This is a genomic window from Streptomyces rectiviolaceus (assembly GCF_039533825.1).
Taxonomy (GTDB): Bacteria; Actinomycetota; Actinomycetes; order Streptomycetales; family Streptomycetaceae; genus Streptomyces; species Streptomyces rectiviolaceus.
The window spans coordinates 1-6,362 of record NZ_BAAAUG010000059.1 but is presented as its reverse complement, the minus strand read 5'-3'; the positions used below and the strand labels follow the sequence as shown (position 1 = coordinate 6,362).

General features: G+C 72.4%; 4 protein-coding genes and 1 pseudogene. 1 reads left to right on the top strand and 4 read right to left on the bottom strand.

The genetic code is table 11. The features are described 5' to 3' along the window. Together ABD378_RS17905 and ABD378_RS17900 are read right to left on the bottom strand one after the other, a co-directional pair. Positions 1 to 774 (bottom strand): annotated as a pseudogene (locus tag ABD378_RS17905) (FUSC family protein); the annotation flags it as partial. Between the two features lie 224 nt (positions 775 to 998). Further along, the gene (locus tag ABD378_RS17900) at positions 999 to 1,787 is read right to left on the bottom strand and encodes a nucleotidyltransferase domain-containing protein (protein WP_344521930.1); all 789 of its coding nucleotides are present in this window, start codon (positions 1,785 to 1,787) and stop codon (positions 999 to 1,001) included. A 161-nt stretch (positions 1,788 to 1,948) separates the two neighbouring features. Here ABD378_RS17900 and ABD378_RS17895 point away from each other — a divergent pair, with 161 nt between their 5' ends. Further along, positions 1,949 to 2,605: a DUF4291 domain-containing protein gene (locus ABD378_RS17895; protein WP_344521929.1), complete on the top strand. Its 657-nt coding sequence runs from the start codon at positions 1,949 to 1,951 to the stop codon at positions 2,603 to 2,605. A 42-nt stretch (positions 2,606 to 2,647) separates the two neighbouring features. Here the strand turns inward: ABD378_RS17895 and ABD378_RS17890 are convergent, their stop codons facing one another. After that, positions 2,648 to 3,925: an SWIM zinc finger family protein gene (locus ABD378_RS17890; RefSeq protein WP_344521928.1), complete on the bottom strand. Its 1,278-nt coding sequence runs from the start codon at positions 3,923 to 3,925 to the stop codon at positions 2,648 to 2,650. 41 nt (positions 3,926 to 3,966) lie between these two features. Then, positions 3,967 to 6,362, bottom strand: a 2,396-nt coding sequence (locus ABD378_RS17885) for a DEAD/DEAH box helicase (RefSeq protein ID WP_344521927.1), incomplete at its 5' end; no start/stop codon positions are given.

Below are 6,362 nucleotides of genomic sequence, written 5' to 3'. Positions count from 1 at the left end.
CCGCTCGCCCGCTGAGCCGGTGTGCCGTCGCAGGCGCGGCCCGGAGAAGGCGTCCTGCGCCTGGTCGAGCGCGGCGGTGAGGGCGGCGCGGCGGGCGGCCGAGCGGGCGGTGCCCGCGGAGTCGAGGAGCGCGGCGACGGCTTCGTAGACGGCGCTGACGGCGGCGCGTTCGCCGTCGAGGCGGTAGGGCCGACTGGCTCTGTAGGGCCGACTGGCTCCCGCGCCCGAAGCGGCACCGGGCCACCCCTTGCCGGGAGACGGCGACGGCAACACGAGCCGCAGCACGATCAGCCACCCGGCCCCGGCGAGAAAGAAGAGTGCCCGCTGCCACCCGGGCTCGGGCAAGGGCATCCCGGCTCCGATGGCGGCGGCGACGAGCAACTGCGTACCACCGGCCGAGGCGACGGGCCCGAGAGCGCTGAAGGCACCGGCGAACAGCCCGAGCACGGCGAAGAGCAGAGGCAGGAGATAGGACCCCCCGGCCCATTCCCCGACGTAGGCCCCGAAGACCAGTCCACCCGCCCCCGAGAGCGCGGGCACCCCGAGCCGCCGCACGGCCGCCCGCCGGCTCCCCGGCCGGTCGTTGATCCCGGCCAGCATGGCCCCGAGCGCGGCCACCACCCCCACGGAGACCCGCCCGGCGACCACGCCCGCGCACAGCAACGGCCCCGCGGCCAGCGCACCCCGCAGAACGGCATGCCACGGCACGGGCCCACGCTGCGTACGCAGGGCATGGCCGAGCCAGGGCGGAAGGGAAGTTGCGCGCGGGATCACCGGGCTCACCGTGTTCCTGTCGTCATCGGGACGGGTACGTGCCGCCGGACGACTTCGGCCTGGGCTTGTGATCAACCGTAAGCGGTGTTCTTGGAGGGAAAGGGACATGCGTATTTCCGCAATGTGACGTTTTCGCGGACGCCGTTCTCGCCGACGACGACGTGACCGGTGGGCTAGGCGCTCCGCTCCGGCAGGTCTTCTGACGACGAACGTAGGCTTCAACCCTACGTAGGTGGCGGCGAAGGCGGCAGCAAGGGTGGCAACAACAGCGCCCGCGCTTCGGCGACCGCCGCGCCCAGGGGCTCCGGACCCTGCCCCATCCCCGCCAGGATGCCGTCGATCCCCCGCAGCCCGGCCCGCTCCAACAGCCGCTTCTCGTTCGTCACCCACTCGCCCCGCGCCGCGAGCACCGCGTGGCCCGCCTGCAGGGCGGCGGTGGCGATGGCGCCCGCGACCTCTGTGTACTGGCCACGTGGGACGTTGTTGGACCGAGCGTACTGAAGCGTGAGTCCTGCTCGGCCCAGCCACATCTCCGGAGCGGTCCTGCGCAGTGCCTCCGGGTAGGCGGGGCACGGCAGTTCACCCTTCAGCACTTGATTGACGGCAAGCTCGGCGACCACCAAATAGCTGGGGATTCCGGCCAGATGGAACATCAGCGGCTCCCAGCGGAACCGCCCGGCCCGCGCCTGAGCCAGCTCGTGCTCGACGGCGTCGAGGTCGCGGTAGTGGACGTCCACTCGACGGCCGTCGACGGTCAGCCAGGCTCCGCCGTTGAAGACACCCCCGCCCCACTCCCCCACCCCGAAGACCTCACCCTCCCAGCCGAGGGCCCGGAGCTCCGCCGGATCGAAGTCGCCCCGGTAATAGACCGCCACGTCCCAGTCACTGTCAGGCGTATGCGTGCCCTGCGCGCGGGAGCCGCCGAGGGTGACGGCCCGGACGCCGGGGAGGGTGGCGAGGCGGTCGGCGACGTGGGCGAGGAAAGCGGCATCGGTGAAACCCTTCGCACTCATCAGCACCATCCCACCACCCTCACCCCGAGCCGGACCACCGGATATCGCAGGGCCACTCGATGTCCACGCCACCCACGGCCCCGCTCCACCCCGGCCCCGAGCTCGGCCCGCATCGACAATTCACTCGCGAACGAGGTCACGCGGACCGCAGGCTGACACCCATGAACCGCACCGACACCGACGAAACCGACGACACGGTCATCACCACCGCACCCGCACCTGTACCTGCACCACCCACCCACCAGATCCGCGCCCTGCACACGGAGTCGACCGTCACCGTCTACCAGGCGTACGCCCCCGAGATCGGCGAACCCGCAGCCCGCACCGGCCGCTTCCCCGCCGCCTGGAAGCGGGACCGCATGACGTGGATCAAGCCGTCCTTCCTGTGGATGATGTATCGCTGCGGCTGGGCCACGAAGGAGGGTCAGGAGACCGTCCTCGCGGTGGAGATCACCCGCGAGGGCTTCGAGTGGGCCCTGCGCCACGCGTGTCTGTCGCACTACGCGCGCGGGGTGCACCCGGACCAGGCTTCCTGGAAGCGGGACTTGAGGCGAGCCCCGACCCGGGTCCAGTGGGACCCGGAACGCGACCTGCGCCTGAGCCCCCTCCCCCACCGCTCCCTCCAGCTGGGCCTGGCGGGCGACGCCGCGCGCCGTTACGCGGACGAGTGGACGGTCTCGATCACGGACGTCACCGAGCAGGCCCGGGCCATCCACAACCTCGTACGCGAGAACGACCTCGCAGCCGCCGAGAGCCTCCTTCCGGCGGAGCGCCCTTACCCGGCCGGGGGCGAACTGGTCGCTCACTTGCGTGCGTGACGAGACGAAGGGGGAACGTCAAGAAGCAGTCAGGACCAGCAGTCAGGACCCGATCATCCCCGTGACCGCCCCCACCGGATCCGCATCCGCCTCCCCCTCCGGCCACCAGTCGTCCCGCCCCGGCTCGCTTCGGTACGGGTACCAGCGGCCGTCTCTGCCGTAGCGGAGTTGGAGGGAGCCTGAGGCGTTGGTGAGGTGGTTGTGGTGGATCGTCATGCGGGGGAGGTCTGCCGTGATGAGGGCGCCTCGGGCTCGGTCGAAGGGGCCCGCCGGGGGGTCCCAGGGGGATTCCAGGACCGACAAGCCCTCCTCGCCGCCCTGGCGCCAGGCCGCTGCCGCGCGGGAGAGGTCCGTGGGGGTGTGGTCCACCGACCTTGCCAGTTCGGCGAATTGGCGGCTGAAGCTGCGGCGGCCCGTTAGGCCTGGGTGGGATGCGGCCAGGCGTACCGCGTCGTGCCAGGGGTCGGCGGTGGGGAAAGGGGCCGTGCCCGTGGTCAAGTACGCGTGGGCCCTGTTCGCCGTGTCCGTGGCCAGGAACTCCAGGGATGTGGGGTTGGGGGCGCCGGGGAGTGAGGGGAGGAGCGGGGGTTCGCCCGGGTGGGCGGGGGGTGGGAGCGGGGCCGGGAGCGGCGGGCGGTAGTCCGTGGCCAGGGCGTCACGGGCCAGGGTGCCGGGGAGGGATTCGCCGGTCGCGCCTGGCGTGGTGGCGGATTGCTCGCGGGCCGCCTGGTGCGCGTTGCGCTGGGCCAGTTCGTCCAGGAGCGCCTGTTCGTCTCCGCCTCGCAGGAGGAGGAGTACGAAGGGGTCGGCGTCCAGCAGCCTTGCCGTCTGGTAGGTGAGCGCTGCCGCGTGCTTGCAGGGGCGGCCGTGGTCCGGGCAGGTGCAGGACGGGACCAAGTCACCGGGGCCCGGGAGGAGTTGGACCCCCGCTCGTTCCGCCGCGTCCACCAGCGCGTGCGGCATGTCCTTGTCGAGGAGCGCCGCGATGTGCGCGGGTTCTGTGGCCACCGCGTCCAGGAAGTTGTCCCAGTCCTCGGGCGTGAGGGTGCGCATGCGGATCTCGGCGCGGTAGGGGCGGGGGCGACTGCCGTGTACGTACGCCACGATGCGGCCCGGCGCGACCGTGATCGTGTCGACGTGACCCTCACGGGCATAGGCCCGCCCGCGCGCGAGACGCCCCGCGTCGAGCGACGTCCCCTCCAGCGCGCCGATCCAGGCGTTGCCCCACCAGGATGTCGCGAACGGGGCCTGGGGGTCGGGGTGTTGAGGGAGCGGAGGGAAGACACGACCTGCGCCCGTGGCGCGGCCGGCGGGGGTCATTCCGGTGCGGGCGACTCCACCCGAGCCGCGTCCCCCGCCCCTCACGACACCCTCCGCAACGACACCAGATCCGCGAGGTCCGCATCCGACAGTTCCGTCAGGGCCGCCTCGCCGCCGCCGAGTACCGCGTCCGCCAACGCCTGTTTGGCTGCCATGAGTTCGGCGATGCGGTCCTCCACCGTGCCCTCCGCGATCAGGCGGTGGACCTGGACCGGCTGGGTCTGGCCGATGCGGTAGGCGCGGTCCGTGGCCTGTTCCTCGACCGCGGGGTTCCACCAGCGGTCGTAGTGGATGACGTGGCCCGCCCGGGTGAGGTTCAGGCCCGTGCCCGCCGCCTTGAGGGAGAGCAGGAACACCGGGGTTTCGCCCGACTGGAAGCGGTCCACCATTTCCTCCCTTCGCGCAACCGGCGTGCCCCCGTGCAGGAGTTGGGTGCCGATGCCGCGCCGCGACAGGTGCGATTCGAGGAGGCGCGCCATCTCCACGTACTGCGTGAAGATCAGGACCGCGCCGTCCTCCGCCAGGATCGTGTCGAGGAGTTCGTCCAGGAGTTCCAGTTTTCCTGAGCGCGAGCGGCCCGCTCGTGTCGCGATCTCGCCGTCCTTCAAATATTGCGCCGGGTGGTTGCAGATCTGCTTCAGCGCCATGAGGAGCTTCATGACCAGGCCCCTGCGCGCGATGCCCTCGGACGCCTCGATGCGGGCGAGTGTCTCGCGTACGACCGCTTCGTAGAGCGATGCCTGTTCGCGGGTGAGCGTTACCGGGTGGTCCGTCTCCGTTTTAGGAGGCAGTTCCGGGGCGATTCCCGGGTCGGACTTCTTGCGGCGCAGGAGGAAGGGGCGGACCAGGCGGGCGAGGCGGGCCATCGCCTCTTCGTTCTCGGCGAACTCGCCGCCCTCCACCAGGCGGGCGTGGCGTGCGCGGAACGACTTGAGCGGGCCGAGCAGGCCTGGTGTCGTCCAGTCCAGCAAGGCCCAGAGTTCGGAGAGGTTGTTCTCGACCGGGGTGCCGGTGAGGGCCACTCGCGCCGAGGAGGGGATCGTGCGCAGCGCCTTCGCCGTCGCCGCGTGCGGGTTCTTGACGTGCTGCGCCTCGTCCGCCACCACCAACCCCCAGGCGTGGCCCGCAAGTTCGGGCGCACTCGTACGCATCGTTCCGTACGTCGTCAGGACGAAGCCGCCCTTCAGGTCGCCGTCGAGGCTTCGGCCCGTGCCGTGGAAGCGGCGTACCGGCACCCCCGGCGCGAACCGCTCGATCTCCCGCTGCCAGTTGCCGAGCAGTGACGCCGGGCAGACCACGAGCGTCGGCTCCGGGCGGGCCCGGTGCAGGTGGAGGGCGATCAAGGTGACCGTCTTGCCGAGGCCCATGTCGTCGGCGAGGCAGCCGCCGAGACCCAGCGACGTCATCCGGTCGAGCCAGGCCAGGCCCCGCAGTTGGTAGTCGCGGAGGGTGGCGGCAAGGGCGGGCGGCGGGGCGACGGGGCGCAGGTCGCCGGTAAGGCGCTCCCGCAGCCCGGCCAGCGCGCCGATCGGGACGGCCTCGACCCGCTCACCCTCCACCTCCGCCGCCCCTGTCAGCGCGACGGACAGCGCGTCCACCGGGTCCAGGAGGCCCAGATCCCTCTTGCGCGCCTTGCGTACGAGTTCGGGGTCGACCAGGACCCACTGGTCACGGAGGCGTACGACCGGGCGGTGCGCCTCCGCCAGGATGTCCATCTCCGCCTCGGTGAGGGGTCCCCCCGCGCCGTCGCCGCCATCGCCCCCGTCGCCGGAACCCAGCGCCAACTGCCAGCGGAATTCCAGCAGTTGCTCGGTCTTGAAGAAGTCGAAGTTGTCGGCCGCCGTGCCGGGCGCGGGGCGCACGACGGCTGTCGCCGTCAGGCCGCGCGTCAGCTCACGGGGCCAGTGCACGGCCACGCCCGCCGCACCGAGCCTGGTCGCCGCCGCGCCGAGGAGTTCGTACAACTCCCCCTCGCTCAGCGGCAGTACGTCGGGGCGCGGGCGTTCCAGGAGTCGGGTAAGCGGCGGCCATACGCGGGCCGCGCGCCGCACCGCGAGCAGCGTGTCGACGCGGGCTCGCGGGCCGAAGTGGTCGGCAGCCCCGGACCAGAGCTGGGCCGCGTCCGCGACGAGGGTCGGGTCGGCGAGGCTGTGCACCTGCACGACGGCCGCCGCCGGGCTCGCCACGCTCTCACGGGGGCCGCCCTCCTGATCACGGGGGCCGCCCTCCTGATCACCGGGCCCGGCGTCGGGCACGTCGTCCGTGGCCCCGTCGAACACCTCGTGCGCCCGCAGGTCGAGCCGCAGCGACACCCGCACCCCGGCATCCATCCCGGCCGCCACCTCCGCGGCCCACTCCCGCGCATCCGGCAGCCGTTGCGGCTCCCGCGCCGCGAAGGGCGCGCCGACCGCGTGCGCAGCGGCGGGCGTGCGCGGCA